This is a genomic window from Flavobacterium covae, from assembly GCF_001534645.1.
In the GTDB taxonomy this organism is placed as follows: domain Bacteria; phylum Bacteroidota; class Bacteroidia; order Flavobacteriales; family Flavobacteriaceae; genus Flavobacterium; species Flavobacterium covae.
Window position 1 is genome coordinate 1,644,356 of the sequence record NZ_CP013992.1, and the last position, 25,196, is coordinate 1,669,551.

Genomic DNA, 25,196 nt, shown 5'->3' on the forward strand with positions numbered 1-25,196 from the left:
GATAGGTTAATGGTATAGATTTAAACTTGATGGAAGTTCTCAGAATAAATCTATTGTTACTTATCTTCTAATAACGATGGTTAATATAGTTTTTTTCTTACTATTAATTTAGAAGAATTTTATTTAAAATTCAAAACAAGCACCATCATCTCCTAATAAGACATTTTTAAATACTGCTTCTGCTTCTTTTTTAAAAGGTTTTATAGATTCGTATCGAGTAGAATAATGTCCTAGAATTAATTTCTCTACATTAGCTTGTTGAGCTATTAAGGCTGCTTGTTGAGCTGTTGAGTGCATTGTTTTTTCAGCAATATGTTCTTCTCCATTTAAAAACGTAGACTCATGATAAAGGACTTGTACTCCTTTTATGATAGGTACTATACTTTCATCATATATTGTATCAGAACAAAAAGCGTAGCTTTTGGGCTTAGGAGGATCAAGACTTAGAACTTGGTTTGAAATTACACGTCCATCTTCTAAAACAACATCTCGTCCATTTTTAATATTTTGAAAATAACAACTTTCTATCTGATATTCCTGTACTTTATCTATATTTAGTTTTCGTTCCTTTTCTTTTTCTATAAATAAAAAACCATTGGTATAAACTCTATGTTTCAAAGGAATTGTTCGTACTATTACTTTTTTGTCTTCGTATATAATTTCTGTTTTTTTAGATTTAAGTTCTACAAAATTCAATTCATATTGAGGCCATGAGTTTGCTAAACGTAATTGTAATTTAATAACTTCTTTTATACCTACAGGTCCATAAATCGTGAGTGGGTTATGTCTGTTTAATAAGGTAAAAGTAGAGATTAACCCTATCAGTCCATAAAAATGGTCTCCGTGTAAATGAGAAATAAAAATGTGATTAATAGCCGTAAATCGAATTTTATTTTTCCTCAATTGTGTTTGTGTTCCCTCTCCACAATCAATTAAAAATAAACGATTATTAATTTCTAAAACCTGCGATGTAGGATTGGTAAATGTCCTAGGTGTAGCAGCATAGCAACCTAAAATAGTTAAATTCATCTAATTCATAAAATATAACAAACATTGCAGCTTTAAAATCATACGATATATGGAGCTGCAATATTTTTATTTTTGTTTTCTTCTGTTTCGTTCTTTTTTTATCAGTGTGAGTTCTCTACTTGTTTGACCTGCTACTGATGTATTTTCTTCGGCTCTTCTTATTAAATAAGGCATTACATCTTTAACTGGGCCAAAAGGTAAATATTTAGCAACATTATACCCGTTCGCTGCTAAATTATAACTAATATTATCACTCATTCCGTATAATTGACCAAACCAAACTCTAAAATCATTTTTAGCGACTCCTTTATGTGCCATTATTTCCATTAGCTTATATGAACTTTCTTCGTTATGAGTTCCTGCAAAAATGGCCATTTTATCTATATGTTCCATCATATAAGCTACTGCATCATTAAAATTATAATCTGTTGCTTGTTTAGATTCACATATTGGACTCTTGTAGCCTTTTTCTTGCGCTCTTGCATTTTCTTTTTCCATATAGGCTCCTCGAACTAATTTCATTCCTATATGAAATCCTTCTTTTTCAGCTTGAGCATGTAATTTTTTTAAATACCCCAAACGATCCCAACGATACATTTGCAATGTATTATATACGATGGCTTTTTCTTTATTATATTTTTGCATCATTTGAGCTACTAAATTATCAGCAGCATCTTGCATCCAACTTTCTTCTCCATCAATTAATAGAGCAATATCATTTTCATAAGCTAACTTACATACCTTATCAAAACGTTCTTCTACTCGCTTCCATTCTGCCTGTTCTAACTCTGTTAATTCTTCTCTTTCCCCTATTTTTTGATACAATTCAAATCGCCCGAAGCCAGTAGGTTTAAAAACAGCAAAAGGAATCGCTTTTTTTTCTTTAGCAAAAAGAATAATTTTTAACGTCTTATTCATTGCATCATCAAAAGCCGATTCATCTTCTTTTCCTTCTACAGAGTAGTCTAAAACTGATGAAACTCCTTTCGTAAACATTTTATCTACTACAGGAATACAATCATCTTCTGATACTCCTCCACAAAAATGATCAAACACAGTAGCTCTAATTAATCCTTCTACTGGCAATTTTGCTTTTAGAGCAAAATTAGTAACGGCTGTCCCTATTTTCACTAAAGGCTCAGAATCAATTACTTTAAACAAAAAATGAGCCCTTTCCAACTCTGTATCGCTTTTTAAACTAAAAGCATTTTGTGTATTGTCAAATATTTTTTCCATCTTATTTTTTTTCTTATGCAAATATAAAGTCATGACTTCATAATTTATATAGTATTTTTTATTTTATTTTGCACAAAAACTTAATTCTCAAAAAAATGCAGGCTCCTTTTTCAGTATATTTTGTAAATAATGATTATTATGTATTAAATCATTTTCTAAAAGAAAATAAATTTTCAAAAATTTTCATTATTGTAGATGAAAACACTAATGAATATTGCCTTCCTTATTTTTTACCAAAATTAGAAACTGAACTATCTTTAGAAATAATAGAACTAGAAGCAGGTGAAGAAAATAAAACAATTGAAACTTGCGTGAATATATGGGAAGCTTTAACTGAATTAGGTGCTGATCGAAAAAGTTTAATTATTAACATAGGCGGAGGGGTTATTACAGATATGGGAGGATTTATTGCCTCTACTTTTAAAAGAGGTCTTTCTTTTATAAATATTCCCACAACCTTACTCTCTATGGTAGATGCTTCCATTGGAGGTAAAAACGGAATTGATTTAGGCGGACTCAAAAATCAAATTGGAACGATTACACAACCTAATATGGTATTAATTGATTCCTATTACTTACAATCTTTATCACAAAGAGAACTCCGCTCAGGTTTAGCAGAAATGCTCAAACATGGGCTTATTGCTAACAAAAATCACTGGAATCGTTTTAAAGATCTTTCTTCTATTAATTTTCAGGATTTTGATTCAATAATTAAGGAATCAGTAACTATAAAAGCACAAATTGTGGAACAAGATCCTCGAGAAATAGGCATTAGAAAAACGCTTAATTTTGGGCATACATTAGGACATGCAATCGAAACTTTTTTTTTAGAACATTCTAACAAAGAACGATTACTCCACGGAGAAGCTATTGCTTGCGGTATGATATTAGAAAGTTTTTTATCATTCAAAAAAAAGCTTTTATCAGCAGATGAATATCTAGAAATAAAAAATTTAATCTGTGGCATATACGATTCTATTTCTTTTGATTCTGATGAAATTAATTTTATTATCAATTTATTAATTCATGACAAGAAAAACGAATTTGGAAAAGTACAATTTAGTCTTCTAAATTCTATCGGTCAATGCGTAATAAATCAAACAGTAGAGCACTCTGAAATTCTGGCTGCTTTTAATGATTATAAAAATTGATTTTTTTAAAAATTTTCTTTGGAGTAAAAAGCTATTATTTTTTATTTTTGCCAGCATGGATGAACCCCTTTACACCGAACTAGAAATCATTTTTGCGAATATTCGTATTTGAATAAATTGTATAGAGTTTTTTTATTAATTTTAATTACAATTTATTTATAGCTAAATGAATACAAAATATTTCGACTTAATCAATCAAACATTTTATTTTCCTCAAGAAGAGTTCACTTTAAGCAAAGATCACCTACAATTTCATGGTATTGACCTAATGAAATTAGTGGAACAATACGGAACACCTCTAAAGTTTACTTATTTACCTAAAATTTCTCAAAATATCAACAAAGCCAAGATGTGGTTTCGTAATGCCATGGAAAAACATGGATATGAGGCAAAATATTATTATTGTTATTGTACTAAAAGTTCACATTTTGAATTTATTTTAAATGAAGCTTTAAAAAACAATATTCACATTGAAACCTCTTCTGCTTTTGACATTAATATTGTTGAAAAATTAATGGAAGATGGAAGAATCAATAAAAACACTTTTGTTGTTTGCAATGGTTTTAAACGCGGACAATATGTAACCAATATTGCCCGATTAATCAACAATGGACATAGAAATACAGTTCCTGTAATTGATAATTTTGAAGAATTAGACCTATTACAAGAAGAAATAGACGGTAAATTTAAAATAGGAATCCGTATAGCAGCCGAAGAAGAACCTAAATTTGAATTTTACACCTCTCGTTTAGGGATAGGTTATAAAGACATTGTCCCTTTTTATAGAAAAAACATTCAAGACAATAAAAAAGTTGAATTAAAAATGCTTCACTTTTTTATTAATGCTGGTATACGTGATACTGCCTATTATTGGAATGAACTATTAAAATGTATGAAGGTTTACATTAATCTAAAAAAAGAATGTCCTACTTTAGATAGTTTAAACATTGGAGGAGGATTTCCTATCAAAAATTCATTAGCTTTTGAATACGATTATCAATACATGGTAGATGAAATATTGAATCAAATTAAAATTGCTTGTGACGAAGCAGAAGTTCCTGTTCCTCATATATTTACTGAATTCGGATCCTTTACAGTTGGAGAAGCAGGAGGAGCTATCTATCAGGTATTGTATCAAAAAAAACAAAACGATAGAGAAAACTGGAATATGATAGATTCTTCTTTTATCACAACTCTTCCTGATACATGGGCAATTAACAAACGCTTTGTCATGCTAGCCGTAAACCGCTGGAATGACACTTACGAAAGAGTACTCCTAGGAGGTTTAACATGTGATGGTGATGATTATTATAATTCTGAACAGCACATGAATGCAATTTATCTACCTAAATACAATAAAGAAAAGCCCTTATATATCGGTTTTTTCAACACAGGTGCCTATCAAGAAACTATAGGAGGACATGGAGGTTTACATCACTGTATTTTGCCACAACCTAAACACATTTTAATTGATAAGGACAAAAATGGCATTTTTGCAACAGAAGTTTTCTCAGAAGAACAAAAAGCAGAAGAAATTTTAGAAATCCTAGGATACAATAAAAAATAATCACAAAAAATACAAACACAAACAATAAATAAAAATGAGTAAAGGACCTATTAGTCAATTTATTGAAAAACATTATCTTCATTTCAATGCAGCAGCCTTAGTAGATGCAGCCAAAGGATATGAAGAACATTTGTTAGACAATGGTAAGATGATGATTACTTTAGCAGGAGCTATGAGTACTGCTGAATTAGGCAAATCATTAGCAGAAATGATACGTCAAGACAAAGTACACATCATTTCATGTACTGGTGCTAACTTAGAAGAAGATATTATGAACCTTGTTGCTCATAATTCATATAAAAGAGTGCCCAATTACCGAGATCTATCACCACAAGAAGAATGGGATCTATTAGAAAATCACTACAACCGTGTAACAGATACCTGCATCCCTGAAGAAGAAGCATTCCGTCGTTTACAATCACATTTATTTGATATTTGGAACAAAGCAGATAAATCAGGCGAAAGATATTTCCCTCATGAGTTCATGTACCAAATGATTAATTCTGGTGTATTAGAACAATATTATGAAATTGATCCAAAAGATTCTTGGATGGTGGCAGCTGCTGAAAAAAACTTACCAATAGTAGTACCAGGATGGGAAGACAGTACAATGGGCAACATCTTTGCTTCTTATTGCATTAAAGGAGAATTTCAAGCAACTACCATGAAAAGCGGTGTAGAATACATGATGTGGTTAGCTGATTGGTACACTAAAAACTGCGAAGGAAAAGGAATAGGATTTTTCCAAATAGGAGGTGGTATTGCAGGTGATTTCCCTATTTGTGTTGTTCCTATGTTATACCAAGATATGGAAATGCACGACGTTCCTTTCTGGAGTTATTTCTGTCAAATTTCAGACTCAACTACTAGTTACGGTTCTTATTCTGGTGCTGTTCCTAATGAAAAAATTACTTGGGGTAAATTAGATATTACGACTCCAAAATTCATTGTTGAATCTGACGCAACTATTGTTGCTCCACTAATTTTCGCATACGTTTTAGGTCAATAAAAAAAGATTACCCCCAATTTATGAAAAGAGTTATTGTAGATTATTCAAAACTTACGAGTGAAATTTTAAACCTTTTAGTAGAAAAATTCCCTGAAGGTTATGATGATTCTGACATCATTCGTTTTAAAAATGCTAAAAATGAAACAATTGAAGCTGTTGAAGTTAGAACTGAAGATACTATTTATTTAGTAAAAGTAAGCACTAAACTAGCTGATCGAATTGTGAACTTTGATGACGATGACGATATCGATGGTGATGATACATTAGACGCATTAAAAGACTTAGAAATTGATTCTGATGCAGCATCTGATGAAGAAAAAGAAGACTCATCTGATGAGGAAGATTCTGAAGACGAAGAAGACGAAGAAGACGAAGAAGACGAAGAATAATAATAGAAAAGGGTTCAAAAAATTTTGAACCCTTTTTCTTTATATACAAATTCACTCGATTCTTTTCAGAAATCTTTATCATTTAATACTTCTTCTAAAATATTGAATCAAACTTACACCATTTAAACTTAAAATATACGGGATTAAAAAGTAAAATTCTCGATCTCTTTTTATTTTAAAATAACTCGAACAAACGGTTGAGTATATGATTGGAATCATCGTTAGTTCCAGCGCGAAGTGCATCGAGAACCAACACTAATTTTTATTACTTTTGTTGGATAATACCTAAATCAACATATAGTTTGTCACTCCTACGTAAGGAGGAGTCTCTTAATCAATAGTATGTGATTTCTCCCTTTGGTCGAAATGATTGCGAACTTTTTGGACAGTCTCGAGGTAAAAAAAATAGTATTATCATTAATTATAAATAACAGATCTTATTTATTATCAAAATAAAAAGTAAATACATAATTTTAGTATAAATCTGGAAATTCATAAAAAACAAAGTATATTTTATTATCAAACATCTACCTCTCTAGCTGTCCCAGACAAGAATACCTCCCTCTATCCTCAATTACCAGAACCCTAATTCTTAATCAAAAAAAAATTCCTTAAAAGAAAAAAATCATCATTTAGTTTAACATCCTCCTAACAGCACATAATCTACATAAGAAATATCATATAATTTATTTGCCTCATTCTTATTTAAATATTTTAAAAAAACAAAAGTAACCGAACTAAGTTAAACCAGAAATTTATTTAATTTCAAAAAAAATTTGCTCTATATAGAATTAAAATCCTAAATCACGTTCTATTTCTTCCATTTCAATTATATCATGTGCTTCTAACAAGGTAGGAACCACCAAAATAGTATCTGGAATTTCATTAAAGTCAATTCCTTCAGCTACTAATACAAAAGATTTTTTTAGTACCCTATGCTTATCTGACAATTCCACAAAAGAACTAATAGCTTCTAAATCAAATGATTGATCATGTGTAATATCAATAATTAAATTAGAATTTTTAAAGGAATTATATTGACTTATTAATTTTTGTAGAAAAATATCAGAATTTCCTTCTGTATCTTTTATAATGGTAGTATGGCCTTTATGATCAACTTTCATTGCTATTTTTTATTTGCTAAATTAAACATTCATTTATTAAATTAAAATGATAATCTATTTTATTTAATCTTTGATGCTAATAAATAAATCACCGCCATACGAACTGCTACTCCATTTTCAACCTGATTTAAAATAACTGATTGTTTAGAATCAGCTACATCGCTGGTAATTTCAACTCCCCTATTAATTGGCCCTGGGTGCATGATTATTATTTCTTTATTCAGATCATCTAAAAACTCTTTATTCACACCATATTGCATACTATACTCACGAGTCGAAGGAAAATAACTAATATCCAAACGTTCGTTTTGTACACGCAACATATTAGCCACATCGCACCATTCTAATGCTTTTCTTAAATTTGGTTCCACCTCTACTCCTAATTCACGAATGTATCGTGGGATTAAAGTGTTTGGCCCACAAACCTTCACTTGCGCTCCTAATTTTTGCAAAGAATAGATATTAGACAATGCCACACGCGAATGCAGAATATCCCCTACAATCACTACTTTTTTGCCCGCAACATCTCCTAAACGCTCACGAATTGTGTAAGCATCTAATAAGGCTTGTGTGGGATGCTCATGCGCCCCATCACCGGCATTTACAATACTTGCTTTTACATTTTTAGACAAAAAAACAGCTGCTCCAGGAGAAGAATGACGCATCACCACCATATCTACTTTCATAGCTAAAATATTATTCACCGTATCAATCAGCGTTTCCCCTTTGGTTACCGATGAACTCGAAGCTGCAAAATTTACCACATCAGCCGATAATCTTTTTTGGGCTAATTCAAAAGAAAGCTTGGTGCGCGTACTATTTTCAAAAAAGATATTGGCTATCGTAATATCACGTAACGAAGGCACTTTTTTTATCGGACGATTAATCACTTCTTTAAAATGGTCAGCTGTTTCAAAAATCAACTGAATATCTTCTTCTGTAATATATTTTATTCCTAAAAGGTGATTTACACTTAACTCCTTCATTTTATTTGGTAATTATTTCAACTGAATCTTCTCCGTGGATTTCTTGCCACTTTACTACTACTTTTTCATTATTAATCGCATCTACTTGACGACCTCTATAATCAGGCTGTATGGGCAAATGACGACTAAAACGACGGTCTATCAACACTAACAATTCCACCTCTACAGGTCGACCAAAAGATTGCATCGCTTGTAGAGCGGCATTGATACTTCTACCAGTATACAAAACATCGTCGATGAAAATGACTTTTTTCCCTTCAATCAAGAAGTCGATTTGTGTTTTGTTAGCTTCCAAAGTTTCGCCACGACGAAAATCGTCACGGAAAAAAGTAATATCTAAGAATCCTAAGGGAATATTTTTTACTTGATATTCTTGTTCAAGTACTTGAACCAAACGTTTCGCTAAATAAGTTCCTCTGGGCTGAATACCGATTAAAACGGTTTGAGAAAAATCGAGATGGTTCTCGATAAGCTGACAAGCCAAACGATGCAGTATAATATTTACTTCTTTAGAAGTAAGGAGCGTTTTATGACTCATATTGTGTTATTTCGTTTGGAGTGTAAATTTAGTGTTTTTATTTGAATTTGAACACATTTATGATTTAAGAAATTCTAAACCTTTTATTATTCAAACTAGACATAAGAAAAAACAACTATAAATAACCTTCTTTTCAAAAGAACAATTTTATACAAAAAAACCCCGCGAATGCGGGGCTTAATTATATAAAGAAATCAAATATTATTTCTCTCCTCTTTCCATTTTAGCTTTTAATTCAGCTAAAGCGTCGATATCACCTAAAGTTGATTTCTCAGCTTGAGTAGAAGTAGTTTTAGTTTCAGCTTCTTTAACTACTTTTTCTTCTTCTTCACGGAAGATAGCTGTGTGAGACGCTACTACTCTTTTGAATTCTTTGTTGAATTCAATTACTTTGAAGTCAGCTGTATCACCTTTTTTCAATTTTTTACCATCTTCTTTTTCTAAATGACGCGTTGGAATGAAAGCAACTACATCATCACCGAAATCTACAGTTGCACCTTTGTCAACCATTTCAGAGATAGTTCCGTTGTGAACTGTACCTACAGCGAAAGCATCTTCGTGTTTATCCCATGGATTAGCAGTAGTTTGTTTGTGACCTAAAGACAATTTACGTGCATCAACATCTAATTCTAATACAACAACATCTAATTTATCACCTACGTTAACAAATTCTGATGGGTGTTTGATTTTCTTAGTCCATGATAAGTCAGAAATATATACTAAACCATCAATACCTTCTTCTAATTCTACGAAGATACCAAAGTTAGTGAAGTTTCTTACTGTTCCTGTATGCTTAGAACCTACTGGATATTTAGCAGTAATATCTGTCCAAGGATCATTTGTTAATTGCTTGATACCTAAAGACATTTTTCTTTCTTCTCTATCTAAAGTTAAGATAACTGCCTCTACTTCATCACCAATTTTCACGAAATCTTGAGCTGAACGTAAGTGCGTAGACCAAGACATTTCAGAAACGTGAATTAAACCTTCAACACCTTCAGCCACTTCGATAAAAGCACCGTAATCAGCTAAAACAACTACTTTACCTTTAACTTTATCACCAACGTTTAAGTTAGCATCTAAAGCATCCCAAGGGTGAGCGTTTAATTGTTTTAAACCTAATTGGATACGAGTTTTCTCATCATCAAAGTCTAAGATAACTACGTTTAATTTTTGGTCTAATTCTAATACTTCAGATGGATGGTTGATTCTTGACCAAGATAAGTCAGTAATGTGGATTAATCCATCTACACCTCCTAAGTCAATGAATACACCGTAAGAAGTAATGTTTTTAACAACACCTTCTAATACTTGACCTTTTTCTAATTGACCAATGATTTCTTTCTTCTGAACTTCAATATCAGCTTCGATAAGTGCTTTATGAGAAACAACAACGTTTTTGAATTCGTGGTTAATTTTTACCACTTTGAATTCCATCATTTTGTTTACATACTGATCGTAGTCACGGATAGGCTTCACATCAATTTGAGAACCTGGTAAGAAAGCTTCAATACCAAATACATCAACGATCATACCACCTTTAGTTCTGCATTTCACAAAACCATTAACGATTTCACCAGACTCGTTAGCAGCGATAACTCTATCCCATGCTTTGATTGTTCTAGCTTTTTTATGAGATAATACTAATTGACCTGATTTATCTTCACGAATATCAATTAATACTTCTACTTTATCTCCTACTTTTAAGTTAGGATTATAACGGAACTCGTTTAAAGAAATAACACCTTCAGATTTTGCATTAATATCAACGATTGCATCTCTTTCAGTAATTCTAACAACAACACCTTCTACTACTTCTTCAGCACCTGTAGAAATGAAGGTTTTTGCTACTAAATCTTCAAACTCTTGTAAATTTTTAGCATCTACTGCGTCAATACCTTCAGCATAGTTATGCCAGTTAAAATCTGCTAAAAATTGTTCTTGTTCTTTTGTAATTTCAGACATGATCTGATTTTTAAAATTTGTATTCTGTCTCTTCGGTGTTTCATTAAGCAGTAAAAAACAGAAGCGTTTTACATATAATTACTTGAATTCCTTTTAGATACACCTACCGCTAAAAGGTTTGCAAAATTACACATAATTAATTAATTAACAAAAGTTTTTTCTTTTTATAAACAAAAAAGCCGATTTTATTAAAAATCGGCTTTTAAAATAATTTATTTTTTTTAGTGCGAGAAGGATTCTACATCTTTAGGATTATGTTTGTGCTTGAATAAAAAAGCAAAAGCAATTGCTATAATTAACGCATATATAGCAAAAGAAAACCAAATATTATGCCAATCTCTTTGTCCATTGATTGTAAAATAAGCATCTATTACCTTACCACTAATTAACCCTCCAAAGAAAGATCCAAAACCATTTGTCATCATCATAAATAATCCTTGTGCAGAAGAACGAATAGAGGAGTCTGTTGTTGTTTCTACAAATAAAGAGCCTGAAATATTAAAGAAATCAAACGCCATCCCGTATACAATACACGATAAAATAATCATCCATAATCCGCTTGCGGGATTTCCATAAGCAAACAATCCAAAACGTAACACCCATGCTAACATAGAAATTAGCATTACTTGTTTAATACCAAAACGTTTTAGAAAAAAAGGAATAGCTAATATAAATAATGTTTCTGAAATTTGAGAAATAGACATTATTAGGGTCGAGTTTTTAACTATTAAACTATCTGCATATTGAGGCATATTTCCAAATTCTGACAAAAACACATCTCCGTACATATTAGTCAATTGTAATGCTCCTCCTAAAAACATAGAAAAAACAAAAAACAATGCCATTTTATAAGTTCCAAATAATTTAAACGAGTCTAAACCTAATTTTTTAGATAATGTAGCATTTTCATCAATTAAGTTTTGAGGTTTACAAGCTGGTAGAGTAAATGAATACACTCCCAAAACTAGAGCTGTTAAGGCTGAAATATAAAACATATTAGCAGATGCTTTATTTCCTGTTAAATTAGTAGCCCACATGGCCAAAATAAACCCTACAGTACCCCATACACGAATAGGAGGAAATACCTTAACTACATCGAAATCATTTTCTTTTAAAATTGTATATGCTACAGAATTGGATAGGGAAATAGTAGGCATATAACACATCATTGCAGCAAAAATAACCCAATAAAAAGTGGTTGGATTATCTACTTGTGGAAGATAGGCTACACACAATCCTCCTAATATATGAAGTATTCCGTATAATCTTTCAGCATTCATCCATTTATCAGCCACAATTCCTGTAATAGCTGGCATAATAATAGAAGATATTCCAAGTGTTGAAAAAATGGCTCCAAACTCCGCTCCGCTCCATTGTTTGGTTCCAAACCAGTAATTCCCAACTGTAATTAACCAAGCTCCCCACACAAAAAACTGTAAAAAGCTCATTAGGGTTAGTCTAATTTTTATATTCATACGTTTTGATTTGGTTATTATATTCTAAAAAGCGAGTAAATCTATGAAAAAATCAGTACTTTGTGACGATTCTATAAAAAAATATCGAGTTTTTTTACATTTTCTCTTTAATAATTTTCATAACCCATTCAAATTGTTCTTCTCGTGTTAATTCTGAATTATCAATTTCTATTGCATCATTTGCTTTAACTAAAGGCGAATCTTTACGTGTAGTATCAATATGATCTCGTTGTAATACATTTTCTAACACTTGATTATAAGAAACGATTTGTCCTTTTTCAGTCAGTTCATCAAAACGACGTTGTGCACGAACATTTGCTCTGGAAGTCATAAATAATTTAACTTCTGCATCTGGAAAAACAACAGTTCCTATATCACGGCCATCCATTACTACTCCTTTATCAACTCCCATTTGTTTTTGTTGGTTTACTAACATAGTCCTAATTTCTGATATTTCTGCAATTTTACTCACATAGTTAGAGACTTCTAATGTGCGTATTTCTTTTTCTATATTAATTCCATCTAAGTGTATTTCTGCAAATCCAAGACTTGGATTAAACTGGAAAGTTAAATTTAACGTTGGTAAAAGCTTTATTAATTGCTTAACATCAATTTCTGACTTATCAATTAAATTATGTTTCATAGCAAAATAAGTTACGGCTCGGTACATAGCTCCCGTATCTACATAGACATATCCTAATTCTTTCGCTACTTGTTTAGCTAAAGTACTTTTTCCTGTAGAGGAAAATCCATCAATTGCAATTGTAATTTTTTTCAATTTTTAAAGATTTATAGTTAATCCAAACATCGAAGTATTGGATGCTAAAGTGTATCTTGCGTAAGAATAATCAAAACGAAATTTAGAAAAACGGATACCTATCCCTGCTGAAAATCCGGCAAAAGTGCGCTGTTCTAATATTTTAAGTTCGGCTGCTCTTCTAAAATTATAACTTATTCTAAAATTAATCCCTTTATCTGGTAAAATTTCAGCACCTAAGATTACGTGACGTATGGCATTTCCTAAAAAACCTACTTTTTCTTCTTTTAGTGTTCCGTCTAGAGTTTGCTCGCTTCTTGCGGGATTAGAGAATGCTAATTGCCATTTTTGTAAATTATCTAATGTTAGATGCCAACGTATTGGTAAATGTTCTAATTTTTGAGAAACTCCTAGCATTATTTCAAATGGTAAGTTTTCCTGTATTCCATTATAGGTTTTTATCTGGGTGCCAAAATTTTTGATTAATAGAGCGTAGTTAACAGATTTTTGCTCATCTAAATAAGTAACTCCAATATCAGTAGCTATTCCAAATGACTGATAATTTTCTAAAGAAGATGCTATTAATTTAGCATTTGTTCCTAAATACCAATCGCTTCTAGGAATATTATATGCGTAACCTAAAGACATAGCTAATTCGTTAGCAGTAAAATTACCCGTTTGAGTACCTAACTCGTCTCTTCCATCAAATTTACCATAGTTAATATAGGATATTCCCCCATGAATTGTTTGAACGTGTCTATCATAGGTCAAGGCATAAGATGCTGTTCCATAATTTATATCCCCTAAATAGCTACCGTAATTAACCGCTAACTTTCCATCCATTTCTTGATTGATAGAGGCTGGATTCAAGATAGGCTGATTTACATCGTTATCGTATATCGTAATCGCTTTACCTCCTAAGGCTGCTTGCCTAGGGGATATACTTAAATTTAAAAAACGATATATACTATTCCCTCCTATTTGTGAATAGATAGAAAAGGAATAAATATAAGCTAAGAATAGGAGTTTAGATCGCATCAAAATTTGCGTTAATTAAATATTTATAACGCAGGGGCTAAGATATTATTTTTTCATGAGACTGTCCAAAAAGTTCGCAATCTTGTTATTTCGATCAAAGGGAGAAATCACATAATATTGATTATGAGACTTCTCTTAACGTCGGAGTGACAAACCGCATGTTTATTTATTACTTTTTGGACAGTCTTATTTTATAATGTTTTTGGATTTTTTACTTTTTCTTTTGTTATTGCTATTTCGAGTACTTCGCTCATTTCACTTACATAATGAAAAGTCAATCCTTCTAAATAATCTGGATTAATTTCATCTATATCTCTTTTATTTTCTACGCATAAGATGATTTCCTTAATTTTAGCTCGCTTAGCGGCTAGTATTTTTTCTTTTATTCCTCCTACTGGCAATACTTTTCCTCTTAGGGTTATTTCACCTGTCATTGCCAATTGTTTTTTAACTCTTTTTTGTGTTAATAAAGAAACTAAAGAAGTTAACATAGCTATACCTGCGCTTGGTCCGTCCTTAGGAGTAGCACCTTCTGGGATATGTACGTGAATATTATATTTAGTAAAAATTTCGGTATCTATGCCTAAACTACTTGTATTAGCTTTTACATATTCCATGGCAATTGTAATGGATTCTTTCATTACAGTTCCTATATTTCCTGTAAAAGTGAGTCCTCCTTTACCTGCTGAGATAATTGATTCGATAAATAAAATATCTCCTCCTACACTAGTCCATGCTAAACCTGTAACAACTCCTGCGGTTTCATTATTTTCATATTTATCACGTTCCATACGAGGAGCACCTAATACTTTTACAACATCTTCATCTGTAGCTTTTATATTGTACTCTTCTTCCATAGCTACTGATTTTGCCGCATTACGAACCATCTGTGCTATTTTTTTCTCTAAACCGCGTACACCTGATTCACGCGTATAACCTTCTACTATTTTTTCTATTTGTTTTTTACCTATAGAAAATTGTTTGGTATTTAGTCCATGATCTTTTATTTGTTTGGGAACTAAATGTTGTTTTGCTATTTCAATTTTTTCTTCAACGGTGTATCCTGTCATGGTTATAATTTCCATACGATCTCTGAGAGCGGGTTGCACGGCTGAAATATTATTAGAGGTAGCAATAAACATAATTTTAGATAGATCAAAACCCATTTCTAAGAAATTATCGTAAAATTCCTTATTTTGTTCTGGATCTAGTGCTTCTAATAAGGCAGATGATGGATCTCCACTATGGCTACTTGACAATTTATCAATTTCATCTAAAATAAAAACAGGGTTTGATGATTTTACTTTTTTTAAATTTTGTAAAATACGTCCAGGCATTGCTCCTATGTATGTTTTTCTATGCCCTCTAATTTCAGCTTCATCACGTAAACCACCTAAAGACATACGGACATATTCACGACCTAATGCTTCTGCTATAGAACGTCCAATAGAGGTTTTACCTACTCCTGGAGGCCCTGTAAAACATAATATAGGAGATTTCATATCATTTCGTAATTTTAAAACAGCTAGATGTTCTATTATACGTTTTTTAATCTCTTCCATACCATAATGATCACGATCTAATATGGTTTGCGCTCTTTTTAAGTCAAACTTATCTTTAGTATATTCGTTCCAAGGTAATTCTAAGAAAAGTTCTAAATAATTTCGTTGAATACTAAAATCAGGAGAATTAGGATTCGTTCTTTGTAATTTTTGTAATTCTTTTTCAAAATGCTCGCCTACTTTTTTCTTCCATTTTTTGACTTTTGCTTTTTTGCGCATTTCTTCTATTTCTTGCTCAGTAGAATTTCCTCCTAATTCTTCTTGTATGGTTTTCATTTGTTGTTGCAAGAAATATTCGCGCTGTTGCTGGTCTAAATCAAAACGAACTTTTGATTGAATATCGTTCTTCAATTCTAATTTTTGAAGTTCAATATTCATGTGTTTTAATGTTTCTAGTGCGCGTTCTTTTAGCTCATCTATTTCTAATAGCTTTTGCTTTTCTTCTGCTGTTAGATTCATATTAGAGGAAACAAAACTTACTAGAAAAGGATCACTTTCTATATTTTTTATGGCAAAAGTAGCTTCCGTAGGAATGTTAGGACTTTCTTTTATTATTTGAATTGCTAGCTCGCGTATTGAATCTATAATAGCATTTAATTCATCATCTGTTTGAACAGGACGAATCTCGGGTACTTCTTTTATAGTAGCTCGTATGTAAGGTTCTGTTGTAGTTACAGCATCTATTTCAAAGCGTTTTTTACCTTGTAAAATGACGGTAATATTACCATCTGGCATTTTTAATATTTTTAAAATACGTGCTACAGTACCTACTTTATTAATCTGATCTTCTGTAGGATCTTCATCTTCTTCGTTTTTTTGCGAAACAACACCTATGATTTTATCAAGACTATTTGCGTCATTCAATAATTTTATTGATTTATCTCTACCTGCGGTAATAGGAATAACTACTCCTGGAAAAAGTACCGTATTACGCAAAGGTAGGATCGGTAAATCTACAGGTAGACTTTCTTTATTCATTTCTTCCTCATCTTCTGGTGTTAGAAGAGGGATTAATTCTGCTTCATGATCTATTTCCTGAAGTGACATGTTGTCAAGTGTAATGATTTTTTGTTGTGACATATCGTAAACTAAGCCATTTTGACATTAAAAAAATTTTATCTGTTTTGTCTTTATTATTGTAAACAGTATAAAAAACATTGATTTACAAAGCCCTAAACACATATTGGGTTTTGTAAGCCCGAGTAAACTTTCAAGGATTATGCCATTTCTTTTAAATACTTGAGTATTTATTTTTTGGTATTCTTAAAAGTAATAATAGGCCTATCATAAAAAAAACAGCTAAAAATAATACTGAATTTCTCATGGTACCTGTAATTTGATCTATAATACCATAAATAGACATTCCTATTACGATTCCTATTTTTTCCGTTACGTCATAAAAACTAAAATAAGAAGCGGTATCTGTAGTTTCTGGTAAAAATTTAGAATAAGTAGAACGGGCTAATGATTGAATTCCTCCCATTACCAATCCTACAAATCCTGCTGTTCCATAAAATTGAACGGGTGTTTTTACATAAAAAGCAACTATACACAAAATAGCCCAAAATGCGTTTAAAAAAATCAATACCTTAATATTTCCTAATTTACGTGAAGCTCTAGATGTTAAATAAGCCCCTATAATTGCTACTAATTGAATCAATAAAATACTTATAATTAATCCAGATGTTTTTTGGCTATCTGTTTTCCAAGTAATTTCTTCTGCTCCAAAATAGGTAGCTACTAACATTACCGTTTGAACAGCCATAATAAAAACAAAATAACTAGCTAAATAACGTTTTAATGCTAGATTTTTTTTTAATTCTTTCCAAACTAATTGCAATTCTCTGAAACCATCTAAAATCACGGCTCTTGTAACTCTATGTCCTGTACTAACTCCTTTGGGAAGATAATAATAGGTTATATGACTAAAAGCAATCCACCAAATACCTGTCATTACAAAAGAGTAACGCATCATTTCAATTGCTTTTTCATTAGAGTCTGCACTCATTACCATTCCTAGATTAACTAATAACAAAAGAGTACTTCCTAAATATCCCATAGAAAAACCGCGTGCGCTTACAGCGTCTTGCTGTTCTGGGTAAGCTATATCGGGTAAATAGGAATTATAAAATACCAAACTTCCCCAAAAACCTATTAATCCTAAAAGGTATATTGTAAAACTTAAAAAAAAGTTATCCGAATCAAACCAATACAACCCCATACATGCTATCCCTCCCATATAGCAAAAGAAACGAAGAAATGCCATTTTATTTCCAACATAATCTGCTATTCCTGATAATATGGGCGAAATGAGTGCTACTATGACAAAAGCAATTGCTGTTACAAAAGAAATTACAGCGGTATCTTTAAAATGATATCCAAAAATATCAACAAAATGATTTCCTCTAATTTTAAAAATAGCACTATAGTAAATAGGAAAAATAGCAGAAGTTATAACTAAACTATATACTGAATTTGCCCAATCATAAAAAGCCCAAGCATTTAACAACTTTTTATCTCCTTTTTGAAGTGGTTGCATTTTTTTTTGATTTAGATTAAAAAAATAAAAGCCCCTTTCGGGGCTCCTAAAGTAGTCTTTTTTATTTAAATACAACACCAAATTTAGCGGCTTCTACTTTTACATTAGGAATCCACTGCTTTAGATTTGTAATACGAGTTTCGTTGCTAGGGTGCGTACTCATAAATTCAGGAGGTGCTTGTCCTCCTGCTTTTGCCGACATACGTTCCCAAACATATACTGCATTTTCAGGATTATAACCTGCAATGGCCATAAGTAACAGTCCTATTTGATCTGCTTCTGATTCATGTGATCTACTAAAAGGCAACATTCCTCCTACTTGAGAAGCTAATCCGTAATATTGCATAAACTCAGCTTGTTGTTGTTGTGATTTACTACTTGTAGCAATAGCAACCCCTATAGCTCCTGCTTGTTGTAATAAACCTGCGCTCATGCGTTGTTGTCCATGATTAGCAAGTGCATGTGCCACTTCGTGCCCCATAACTGCTGCCATTCCTGCTTCATCTTTAGTAATAGGTAAAATACCTGTATAAACTACTATTTTACCTCCTGGCATACACCAAGCATTTACCTCTTTGCTATCAACTAAATTGTATTCCCATGCGTAATTTTTTAAATAGGTTGAATTCCCATTTGCATTTAACCATCTTTCCGCTGCTGTTTTAATTTTTATTCCAACATTTTCTACACGCTTTGCATCTGCCGTTCCTTTTAGAACCTTATTTTCAGACAAAAACTGATTGTATTGCTGAAAAGCGGTTGGAAAAATTTGACTATCAGGCACTAATGCCATCGTGCTTTTTCCTGTAAAAGGATTTTTAGCACATCCTATTATGAGACATAAAATACCAAATCCGAGTACAATTATTTTTTTCATTATTTCTTTTTTAAAAAAGTAAAATTACATTTTTTTAAAAAGTCATTCTCATAAAATAAGTAGAAATTCATCTATAAATACTTCTTTTAAATCAAATTCTTTATTTAAACATCATCTTAAACCATTTTTTTTATTTATCATGAAAAATTTTCAAGAAAAAACAAATAAAATAATTGTTTATTTCTTATTATTTTTTCATACAATAATTCATTTACATACTCTCTAATTAAATAGATAAATTAATAAGAATATATAATTAGAATTAAATAAAACAGAGTTACATTAGTCCATTTTAACTCAAATTCTATATATTTTTCTAATTTATTATATTTTTTTCAGTTATTCTCAAAAAAATCCCATTTAAAATTTCAATAAAAAACAGGAATAGCAATGCTTATATATTTTTAACATCTATATTTATGATTCATTAATTTGTATTAATTTAGCTTTAAAAAATTACTCTATTTTGAAGAAGAAAAAACAAAATGGTATTACTGTACCTAAGATAATTATTTATACAGCAAAAGGATTCTCTCTTTTTTCTAAAAAGTTAACTGCAAAATTTTGTATTCATTTATTTACAACCCCTACAAAGCATAAAACACCTAAGAGAGAATGGGAAATGGTAAAAAAATCACGAAAAGAATCTCTTTTTATTCCGAAGATAAACAAACCAATAGTAGTTTACCATTATGGAAATAGTCCGAGAAAAGTTTTATTAGTTCATGGTTGGTCAGGAAGAGGCACTCAACTTTTTAAAATAGCTGACGAATTATTAAAAATGGGATATTCTACAATTAGTTATGATGCTCCAGGGCATGGAGAATCAAAATCAAGTTCTACATTAATAACTGATTTTATAGCCTGTAACTTTGAGCTAGAAAAACAATTTGGACCATTTGATTATGCTGTTGGTCATTCTTTAGGAGGTATGTCTTTACTTAATTCTGTAAAAAGAGGGTTAAAAATAAAAAAAATGGTTACAATTGGAGCTGCAGACAGAATTATTGATATTTTACATTCTTTTGTTAAGCAATTAGAATTAAAACCAGAAATTGCAGAACTCATGAAACAAAAATTTGAAACTAATTTTGGAAAATCTATAGATAATTATGATGCGGCTGGTGCAGCCAAACAAGTCACAATACCTACCTTAGTAATACACGACAAAGATGATTATGAAGTTCCTATTATTTGCGGACAAACTATTTACAATCAACTGCCTGATGGTTTTCTTATAGAAACCGAAAAATTAGGTCATAGAAAAATACTAGGAGATGATAATGTAATAAGAGAAACTGTATCGTTTTTAATTTAGTTTTTTTATTATACACAAAAACAAACAGATTTTCAAATAAAACATACCTAAATAATATCATTATTTAGTCTCTTTACATCTTCTTTCTGGTCAATTTTCATTAAAAAAATAACGGATTAAACAAAAAATTAATACCTTTTTGTCTTTACAAAAAATTGGTTTGGTAAATTTGTTTTACAAACTAAAAACCAAACCAATTCTTTGTTTTTTTCTTTATAATACCATTTAAACGTAAAATATACTGGATTAAAAAGTAAAATTCTCGATCTGTTTTTTTTCATTTTAAAACAACTCGAATATACGGTTGAGTATATAATTGAAATCATCATTAGTTCGAGTGCGAAGCGCATCGAGAACGAATACTAATTTTTATTGCTTTTGTAGGATAGTGCCTAAATCAGCTTACAGTTTGTCACTCCGGTAAGGAGGAGTCTCATAATCAACATTATGTGATTTCTCCCTTTGGTCGAAATGAAAATTGCGAACTTTTTGGACAGTCTCAAGGTCAAAAAATAGTATTATGAGGAAATTTCAAAGTTTAAATAGTATAACAAGTAGTAGCAACTTGAATTAGTTATAAGAATACTGTAGTTTTATTATATCTGTTTCGTTACCAGAAACACCTTACTCTTTATTACTTTTTTGTAAGAATATTAACTCGAAACATTTGTTTTTCTAATTTTAATTACAATTATCTATTTTTGTACTGAAAGAATTGAATTTTAAATTAATGAAATTAGAATATTATTTAGACAGAATAGAAGAAGTCGCAGCTCAGGTTTTAGCTTCTAATCCTGAGAAAGTCATCCTTTTTAATGGCGAAATGGGAGTTGGAAAAACAACTTTTATAAAAACTTTATGCAAAGTTTTAGGAGTACAAGAAGCAACCAGTAGTCCTACTTTTAGTTTAGTTAATGAATATCAAACTAATTATAATGAAATCGTGTATCATTTTGATGTTTATCGACTAAAATCACAAGTTGAAGCCTTAGATATGGGAATAGACGAATATCTTTATTCTGGTCATTGGTGTTTTATAGAATGGGCCGAAAAAATAGCCGATTTAATTCCTGAAAAACATACTGTTATTTCTATTTCAACTTTAGAGGATGGTAAAAGAATACTTCATCTAAACCCTTAAAATCCATATAAAAACAATGAACTATTTTAAAAAACATAATTAATTTCAAACATTCAATCATATAAAATAGTTCTTATTTTTAAATTCAACTAACAAATGAAGTTTTGTAACTTATACAGATTTAGAATTCAAAATAAAACAAAAGGTAATTTTGTTCCCATTAAGATTTTTTCGTAATTTGTTCCTATATAAAATATCATCATGGCCATTACTCCTTTTAGCAAAAAAGAGTTACTTCCACAAGAAGAAAAACTGGAAGTTACCAAACACAAAAGCGAACTTTTTATTGGTATTCCAAAAGAAACCGCATTTCAAGAGCGACGCATTTGTTTGACACCTGATGCTGTCAATGCAATTGTTAGTCATGGTCATAGAGTCCTAATTGAGGCAGGAGCTGGTAAAAATGCTAGCTATAGCGATAAGGATTATAGTGATGCAGGAGCCGAAATTACTAACGATACCAAAAAAGTTTTTGCTTGTCCTATGATTCTTAAAGTAGAACCTCCTACTCAAGAAGAAATAGAAATGATGAAATCTCAAACAATTCTTATTTCAGCATTACAAATAAAAACGCGTAAAAAAGAATATTTTGAAGCTCTCAAAAAAAAGAAAATAACAGCTCTTGCTTTTGAATATTTAAAAGATGATGACAATTCTTTTCCTGCTGTTAAGTCTTTAAGTGAAATTGCAGGGACGGCCTCAATTCTAATAGCAGCAGAATTAATGACCTGTAACAAAGAAGGAAACGGGTTGCTTTTTGGCAATATTACAGGAGTAAGACCCACTGAAGTTATCATTTTAGGAGCTGGCACTGTAGCGGAATATGCTGTTAAAACGGCTCTTGGTTTAGGTGCTTCGGTAAAAGTTTTTGATAACTCAATTACCAAATTACGACGTTTACAAAACAACTTACAACAACGTATTTTTACCTCAACAATACAAAACAAAACGCTACTAAAATCTTTAAGAAGATGTGATGTAGCTATAGGTGCAATGCGAGGCAAACACAGAACGCCTGTTGTAGTAACCGAAGACATGATAGGGCACATGAAAAAAGGCTCTGTAATAGTAGATGTTAGCATAGATACTGGAGGTTGTTTTGAGACTTCAGAAATTACAACACACGAAAACCCTACTTTTGTAAAACATGGTGTAACGCATTATTGTGTCCCGAATATACCTTCCCGTTATGCAAAAACAGCATCTCTTTCTATTAGTAATATTATAACGCCTTATCTACTACAAATTGCAGATGACGGAGGAATAGAAAGCGCTATACGCTGTGACTCAGGACTAAGAAATGGGATTTACTTTTATCATGGAATTTTAAGTAACAAAACGATAGGTGAATGGTTTAGTTTAACTTATAGAGATATTAACCTAATCGTATTTTAGTTCATAAGATTTACTACTTTTGCAAAAAAAAATTAAATGAGTACATTTACATATCGCTTAGCTTATTATTTGTTTGGTGTATTAGGAGGTAGCATTGTATTATTTTTTGTTTTAAATCAAAAAAAGACAAGCTGTAGTTATTTCCCAAATGATCGCGTTTTAAACAACTTACGTTCAAAACCATTTCATTACTCAAAAGAAGCTTCTCAAATTTTATCAGAAAAATGGATTGATACCACTGATATTAAAAACACTTTAACTTATGGTGATGTAGATTTTAGCAGAAGTAACATTCAAACTAAATCAGGTGGAAAACGCTACATAATAGAAGGGTTTACTACTAAAAAACAGTCTATTGAATTAGAAATAGAAAACTTTGAAGATAAAGCTGTTTTAAAAAATATTACTAAAATTAAATAAAAATATAAAACGGGTTTGTATAAAAATTTATTTTCATCAAACCCGTTTTTTAAATACCTTATTTTTCCTTGTTTCTTTAAGGTTTATTTAATTCAAAGAAAACTACTGAATCATTATCCCATTTTTTTTTCAAGTACAAAATCATCCATAACGTACCCCTCACCTATTTCAATTACTTCCTCTTTTATTATTTCAAATCCTATTTTTTTATAAAAATACAATGCTTTATTATATTTATTAACATTTAAATAGAGGTATAAATTATGGGCTTTTTTGGCTCTATTTTCTATCTCATTTAACAAGAGTCTACCTATTCCCTTTCCTTGTAAATTTGGAAGTATATAGATTTTATGCAGTTTTGTCTTTTTAGCTTTTGAGTTTATTTCATAGGAAGCAAAACCTAAATATTGGGAATCATTTTTTACTAATAAAAATTTCTGGTTAGTATTCATTTGTAATAATAAATTATCTTCATTATAAAACGAATCCAGCATGTATTCTATTTGTTTTAGATCTAAAATTTCACCGTAAGTATCAGGCCAAATAGTATAAGCTAAATTCCTGATTTTTTCTATATCTTTCTTTTGTGCTTCAATAATTTTCATTTTTTTTAATAATGTGAAAAAGGATAGCTAAAAAACATTTAAATTTACGATTACTCCATTGAATTATCTTATAATTTAAAAAAATTAAATAATATTTACTTATAAATATTTTCTTATATGTGAGGTAAGAAACGTATGTTTATCTTAAAAAAATCACCTAGTCCTTTCTATCTTAAACTCACGAGCTAGTAATGTATTTTTCAACAACATAGCAATTGTCATAGGCCCCACACCTCCTGGAACAGGGGTTATATAAGATGCTTTTTTAGAAACATTTTCAAAATCTACATCTCCTTTTATCACATATCCTTTTGGATTGGTTTCATCGAGTACTCTTGTAATTCCAACATCTATAATTACTGCATCATCTTTAATCATTTCTGCTTTCAAAAAACCAGGCACTCCTAAAGCAGAAATAATAATATCAGCTTGTGATGTAATTTGATTAATGTTTTTAGTATGACTATGAGTTAAGGTGACTGTTGAATTTCCTGGAAATCCTTTTCTTCCCATTAAAATACTCATTGGTCTTCCAACAATATGACTACGTCCAATAACTACTGTGTGTTTTCCTTTTGTTTCAACATTATAGCGTTCTAATAATTCTAAAATACCAAATGGTGTAGCGGGAATAAAGGTTGACATATCTAATGCCATTTTTCCGAAATTTTCAGGATGAAATCCATCTACGTCTTTACTGGGATCAATTGCCATTAAAATTTTTTGTGTATCAATTTGTTCTGGCAGGGGTAACTGAACTATAAAACCGTCTATTTCGTCATTTTCATTTAATTCTTTTATTTTTTTAAGCAACTCTGTTTCAGAAGTAGTACTAGGCATTTTAATTAAAGTAGATTCAAAGCCAACTTTTTCGCATGCTTTTACTTTACTTCCTACATAGGTTAAACTAGCACCATCATTTCCTACAATCAAAGCGGCTAAATGAGGTACTTTTTCTCCTTTTGCTTTCATTGTTTGAACTTGTGCTGCTATTTCATTTTTGATGTCTTCAGAAACTTTTTTCCCGTCTAAAATTTGCATTATTATTTTTTTTGTGTGTTGTGTTTTAATTTAA

22 protein-coding genes are annotated in these 25,196 nt (G+C 30.9%); 8 read left to right on the forward strand and 14 right to left on the reverse strand.

The window, feature by feature from the left end; genetic code table 11:
• Nucleotides 1-123: 123 nt before the first annotated feature.
• Complete coding sequence (locus AWN65_RS07300) at nucleotides 124-1,029, reverse strand: ribonuclease Z (RefSeq protein ID WP_060382555.1); 906 nt, start codon at nucleotides 1,027-1,029, stop codon at nucleotides 124-126.
• Nucleotides 1,030-1,095: 66 nt separating this feature from the next.
• Nucleotides 1,096-2,265 carry a proline dehydrogenase family protein gene (locus AWN65_RS07305; RefSeq protein ID WP_060382556.1) on the reverse strand — a complete coding sequence of 390 codons (1,170 nt, stop codon included), beginning with the start codon at nucleotides 2,263-2,265 and terminating at the stop codon, nucleotides 1,096-1,098.
• Nucleotides 2,266-2,360: 95 nt separating this feature from the next.
• On the opposite strand from AWN65_RS07305, the gene aroB reads away from it, so the two are divergent.
• The 4 genes from aroB to AWN65_RS07325 all read left to right on the forward strand — a co-directional run bounded on the left by aroB (nucleotide 2,361) and on the right by AWN65_RS07325 (nucleotide 6,381).
• Nucleotides 2,361-3,416: a 3-dehydroquinate synthase gene (aroB, locus tag AWN65_RS07310; protein WP_060382557.1), complete on the forward strand. Its 1,056-nt coding sequence runs from the start codon at nucleotides 2,361-2,363 to the stop codon at nucleotides 3,414-3,416.
• Nucleotides 3,417-3,582: 166 nt separating this feature from the next.
• Nucleotides 3,583-4,983: a type III PLP-dependent enzyme domain-containing protein gene (locus AWN65_RS07315; protein ID WP_014164206.1), complete on the forward strand. Its 1,401-nt coding sequence runs from the start codon at nucleotides 3,583-3,585 to the stop codon at nucleotides 4,981-4,983.
• Nucleotides 4,984-5,017: 34 nt separating this feature from the next.
• Nucleotides 5,018-5,992, forward strand: a complete 975-nt coding sequence (locus tag AWN65_RS07320) for a deoxyhypusine synthase family protein (protein WP_060382558.1) — start codon at nucleotides 5,018-5,020, stop codon at nucleotides 5,990-5,992.
• A 20-nt stretch (nucleotides 5,993-6,012) separates the two neighbouring features.
• Nucleotides 6,013-6,381 (forward strand): hypothetical protein, encoded by a 369-nt coding sequence (locus AWN65_RS07325; protein WP_060382559.1) that lies wholly within the window; start codon nucleotides 6,013-6,015, stop codon nucleotides 6,379-6,381.
• Between the two features lie 791 nt (nucleotides 6,382-7,172).
• Here AWN65_RS07325 and AWN65_RS07330 read toward each other — a convergent pair.
• The 10 genes from AWN65_RS07330 to AWN65_RS07375 all read right to left on the reverse strand — a co-directional run bounded on the left by AWN65_RS07330 (nucleotide 7,173) and on the right by AWN65_RS07375 (nucleotide 19,242).
• Complete coding sequence (locus AWN65_RS07330) at nucleotides 7,173-7,505, reverse strand: hypothetical protein (RefSeq protein ID WP_060382560.1); 333 nt, start codon at nucleotides 7,503-7,505, stop codon at nucleotides 7,173-7,175.
• A 59-nt stretch (nucleotides 7,506-7,564) separates the two neighbouring features.
• Nucleotides 7,565-8,491 carry an aspartate carbamoyltransferase catalytic subunit gene (locus AWN65_RS07335; protein ID WP_060382561.1) on the reverse strand — a complete coding sequence of 309 codons (927 nt, stop codon included), beginning with the start codon at nucleotides 8,489-8,491 and terminating at the stop codon, nucleotides 7,565-7,567.
• A 1-nt stretch (nucleotide 8,492) separates the two neighbouring features.
• The gene (gene pyrR / locus AWN65_RS07340; protein ID WP_060382562.1) at nucleotides 8,493-9,029 is read right to left on the reverse strand and encodes a bifunctional pyr operon transcriptional regulator/uracil phosphoribosyltransferase PyrR; all 537 of its coding nucleotides are present in this window, start codon (nucleotides 9,027-9,029) and stop codon (nucleotides 8,493-8,495) included.
• Nucleotides 9,030-9,230: 201 nt separating this feature from the next.
• Nucleotides 9,231-10,994: a 30S ribosomal protein S1 gene (gene rpsA / locus AWN65_RS07345; RefSeq protein ID WP_060382563.1), complete on the reverse strand. Its 1,764-nt coding sequence runs from the start codon at nucleotides 10,992-10,994 to the stop codon at nucleotides 9,231-9,233.
• 221 nt (nucleotides 10,995-11,215) lie between these two features.
• Nucleotides 11,216-12,469 (reverse strand): nucleoside permease, encoded by a 1,254-nt coding sequence (locus AWN65_RS07350; protein WP_060382564.1) that lies wholly within the window; start codon nucleotides 12,467-12,469, stop codon nucleotides 11,216-11,218.
• A gap of 94 nt (nucleotides 12,470-12,563) precedes the next feature.
• A complete protein-coding gene (gene cmk, locus AWN65_RS07355) occupies nucleotides 12,564-13,247 on the reverse strand; it encodes a (d)CMP kinase (protein ID WP_060382565.1) in 684 nt (227 codons plus the stop codon).
• Between the two features lie 3 nt (nucleotides 13,248-13,250).
• On the reverse strand, nucleotides 13,251-14,264 hold the full coding sequence (gene porQ / locus AWN65_RS07360) for a type IX secretion system protein PorQ (RefSeq protein WP_088419710.1): 1,014 nt from the start codon (nucleotides 14,262-14,264) through the stop codon (nucleotides 13,251-13,253).
• Between the two features lie 191 nt (nucleotides 14,265-14,455).
• Nucleotides 14,456-16,906, reverse strand: a complete 2,451-nt coding sequence (lon, locus tag AWN65_RS07365) for an endopeptidase La (protein WP_060382567.1) — start codon at nucleotides 16,904-16,906, stop codon at nucleotides 14,456-14,458.
• Nucleotides 16,907-17,057: 151 nt separating this feature from the next.
• On the reverse strand, nucleotides 17,058-18,365 hold the full coding sequence (locus AWN65_RS07370) for an MFS transporter (RefSeq protein WP_060383855.1): 1,308 nt from the start codon (nucleotides 18,363-18,365) through the stop codon (nucleotides 17,058-17,060).
• Between the two features lie 61 nt (nucleotides 18,366-18,426).
• On the reverse strand, nucleotides 18,427-19,242 hold the full coding sequence (locus AWN65_RS07375) for a M48 family metallopeptidase (protein WP_060382568.1): 816 nt from the start codon (nucleotides 19,240-19,242) through the stop codon (nucleotides 18,427-18,429).
• A gap of 466 nt (nucleotides 19,243-19,708) precedes the next feature.
• Here AWN65_RS07375 and AWN65_RS07380 point away from each other — a divergent pair, with 466 nt between their 5' ends.
• The 4 genes from AWN65_RS07380 to AWN65_RS07395 all read left to right on the forward strand — a co-directional run bounded on the left by AWN65_RS07380 (nucleotide 19,709) and on the right by AWN65_RS07395 (nucleotide 23,516).
• Nucleotides 19,709-20,560: an alpha/beta fold hydrolase gene (locus AWN65_RS07380; RefSeq protein ID WP_060382569.1), complete on the forward strand. Its 852-nt coding sequence runs from the start codon at nucleotides 19,709-19,711 to the stop codon at nucleotides 20,558-20,560.
• Between the two features lie 730 nt (nucleotides 20,561-21,290).
• Nucleotides 21,291-21,701, forward strand: coding sequence for a tRNA (adenosine(37)-N6)-threonylcarbamoyltransferase complex ATPase subunit type 1 TsaE (gene tsaE, locus AWN65_RS07385; RefSeq protein ID WP_060382570.1), 411 nt, complete (start codon nucleotides 21,291-21,293; stop codon nucleotides 21,699-21,701).
• Between the two features lie 201 nt (nucleotides 21,702-21,902).
• Nucleotides 21,903-23,096 (forward strand): alanine dehydrogenase, encoded by a 1,194-nt coding sequence (locus AWN65_RS07390; RefSeq protein ID WP_063743027.1) that lies wholly within the window; start codon nucleotides 21,903-21,905, stop codon nucleotides 23,094-23,096.
• A gap of 36 nt (nucleotides 23,097-23,132) precedes the next feature.
• Nucleotides 23,133-23,516, forward strand: coding sequence for a DUF4258 domain-containing protein (locus AWN65_RS07395; RefSeq protein ID WP_060382572.1), 384 nt, complete (start codon nucleotides 23,133-23,135; stop codon nucleotides 23,514-23,516).
• A gap of 113 nt (nucleotides 23,517-23,629) precedes the next feature.
• Here the strand turns inward: AWN65_RS07395 and AWN65_RS07400 are convergent, their stop codons facing one another.
• Together AWN65_RS07400 and AWN65_RS07405 are read right to left on the reverse strand one after the other, a co-directional pair.
• Nucleotides 23,630-24,121, reverse strand: a complete 492-nt coding sequence (locus tag AWN65_RS07400) for a GNAT family N-acetyltransferase (protein ID WP_060382573.1) — start codon at nucleotides 24,119-24,121, stop codon at nucleotides 23,630-23,632.
• Between the two features lie 153 nt (nucleotides 24,122-24,274).
• Nucleotides 24,275-25,162 (reverse strand): bifunctional 5,10-methylenetetrahydrofolate dehydrogenase/5,10-methenyltetrahydrofolate cyclohydrolase, encoded by an 888-nt coding sequence (locus AWN65_RS07405; RefSeq protein WP_060382574.1) that lies wholly within the window; start codon nucleotides 25,160-25,162, stop codon nucleotides 24,275-24,277.
• Nucleotides 25,163-25,196: the final 34 nt, after the last annotated feature.

Coding starts and splice junctions, on each gene's coding strand:
- AWN65_RS07300 (WP_060382555.1), bottom strand. CDS start 1,029: ATGAATTTAACTATTTTAGGTTGCTATGCTGCTACACCTAGGACATTT.
- AWN65_RS07305 (WP_060382556.1), bottom strand. CDS start 2,265: ATGGAAAAAATATTTGACAATACACAAAATGCTTTTAGTTTAAAAAGC.
- aroB (WP_060382557.1), top strand. CDS start 2,361: ATGCAGGCTCCTTTTTCAGTATATTTTGTAAATAATGATTATTATGTA.
- AWN65_RS07315 (WP_014164206.1), top strand. CDS start 3,583: ATGAATACAAAATATTTCGACTTAATCAATCAAACATTTTATTTTCCT.
- AWN65_RS07320 (WP_060382558.1), top strand. CDS start 5,018: ATGAGTAAAGGACCTATTAGTCAATTTATTGAAAAACATTATCTTCAT.
- AWN65_RS07325 (WP_060382559.1), top strand. CDS start 6,013: ATGAAAAGAGTTATTGTAGATTATTCAAAACTTACGAGTGAAATTTTA.
- AWN65_RS07330 (WP_060382560.1), bottom strand. CDS start 7,505: ATGAAAGTTGATCATAAAGGCCATACTACCATTATAAAAGATACAGAA.
- AWN65_RS07335 (WP_060382561.1), bottom strand. CDS start 8,491: ATGAAGGAGTTAAGTGTAAATCACCTTTTAGGAATAAAATATATTACA.
- pyrR (WP_060382562.1), bottom strand. CDS start 9,029: ATGAGTCATAAAACGCTCCTTACTTCTAAAGAAGTAAATATTATACTG.
- rpsA (WP_060382563.1), bottom strand. CDS start 10,994: ATGTCTGAAATTACAAAAGAACAAGAACAATTTTTAGCAGATTTTAAC.
- AWN65_RS07350 (WP_060382564.1), bottom strand. CDS start 12,469: ATGAATATAAAAATTAGACTAACCCTAATGAGCTTTTTACAGTTTTTT.
- porQ (WP_088419710.1), bottom strand. CDS start 14,264: ATGCGATCTAAACTCCTATTCTTAGCTTATATTTATTCCTTTTCTATC.
- lon (WP_060382567.1), bottom strand. CDS start 16,906: ATGTCACAACAAAAAATCATTACACTTGACAACATGTCACTTCAGGAA.
- AWN65_RS07370 (WP_060383855.1), bottom strand. CDS start 18,365: ATGCAACCACTTCAAAAAGGAGATAAAAAGTTGTTAAATGCTTGGGCT.
- AWN65_RS07375 (WP_060382568.1), bottom strand. CDS start 19,242: ATGAAAAAAATAATTGTACTCGGATTTGGTATTTTATGTCTCATAATA.
- tsaE (WP_060382570.1), top strand. CDS start 21,291: ATGAAATTAGAATATTATTTAGACAGAATAGAAGAAGTCGCAGCTCAG.
- AWN65_RS07390 (WP_063743027.1), top strand. CDS start 21,903: ATGGCCATTACTCCTTTTAGCAAAAAAGAGTTACTTCCACAAGAAGAA.
- AWN65_RS07395 (WP_060382572.1), top strand. CDS start 23,133: ATGAGTACATTTACATATCGCTTAGCTTATTATTTGTTTGGTGTATTA.
- AWN65_RS07400 (WP_060382573.1), bottom strand. CDS start 24,121: ATGAAAATTATTGAAGCACAAAAGAAAGATATAGAAAAAATCAGGAAT.
- AWN65_RS07405 (WP_060382574.1), bottom strand. CDS start 25,162: ATGCAAATTTTAGACGGGAAAAAAGTTTCTGAAGACATCAAAAATGAA.